This window comes from Streptomyces sp. NPDC058092, from assembly GCF_042884935.1.
Classification (GTDB): domain Bacteria; phylum Actinomycetota; class Actinomycetes; order Streptomycetales; family Streptomycetaceae; genus Streptomyces.
This window is the reverse complement of record NZ_JBHVSY010000076.1, coordinates 1-1102: the sequence shown is the minus strand read 5'-3', so window position 1 is coordinate 1102 and position 1102 is coordinate 1. Positions and strand designations below refer to the sequence as shown.

Genomic DNA, 1102 nt, shown 5'->3' with positions numbered 1-1102 from the left:
GAAAGAGATCCGGTCCGGATCGTGTCCCTGCTGTCGTGCGGCTCCGTGCATGAGGTCCCGCACGGCATGGTGAACGAGGAGGAACGCGAAGATCTCCTGCTCGGCCCCGGCCGGGTGCTGGGAGCGCAAGACCAGCCGTGGCCCGCCCAGGTGGGTCTTGATCTCGTCCAGCGTGGTCTCGATCTCCCAGCGTTCGGCGTAGAGCGCGGCAAGTTCCGCCGCCGGCGCAGTGTCCGGGTCGAGGAGGGTGGTGACCAGCCGGTAGACGGTGCCGTCCTTCCCGCGTGGGCCAAGGGTGTACTCGATGACGCGGACCCGGGCCGGGTCGGCCCGCCGGTTCTTGTCACGGGCGGCGACGATCTCCGACAGGTAGGAACCATCGGGCAGCGACGTCACCACAGGCAGCACCGTGTTGCTCCTGACCCGCCAGAGCAGGTCGGCGCCGGTTGCCGCGGCGGCCCGCCACAGGTCGAATCCGAGGAACCCGCGGTCGGCCATCAGCAGCATCCCCCCGGTCAGCGAAGAGAACAGGCGCCCGGCCAGCACGGTCTCGTGCACCGCCAGCGGACCGACCTCGGCAGCAAAGACCGCATGAGTGCCGCACTCGACCAGAGCCGCAACCCTGGCCTGCGGATACGCACTCCTGCCCTGACCACGGCCGGTCCCCGGACGCCCGAAAAACCCGGCATTCGCCACCGTGTCCGGCAGATCGAACGTCGTCCCGTCCACAGCAACCAACCGCAGCCCCCGAAACCACGCGCCCCGCGACCCCGGGACCGCCACCGGCCGGCACACCCGGGCGAACAACGCCTTCAACACCTCCGGCCCCAGCCGCAGCCGCGCCCGCCCAATCGCTCCGCTCGTAGGCACCCGCCACCCCTTTGCCCAGCGGCCCTGGCGCTCCAGACCCTGCGTGAGAAGACGCCCGACCTCCTCATACCCCTGCCCCGAAAACAGGCACATCGCCAGCACGAAATACACCACCACCCGTGCCGGAAGCAGCCGCTGGCGCTGCTCAACACGCCCGCACCCCGCCACCACCTCGTCCACCAGATCAGGCGTAAACGCACGCGTTAACACTCCGAGAGCGATGCGATCCGAA

At 69.5% G+C, this 1102-nt stretch carries 1 protein-coding gene; it reads right to left on the bottom strand.

Annotated elements, in window-relative coordinates:
• The coding region (locus tag ACFVV1_RS40820; protein ID WP_390000709.1) for an IS4 family transposase at positions 1 to 1102 on the bottom strand (1102 nt) is incomplete at both ends.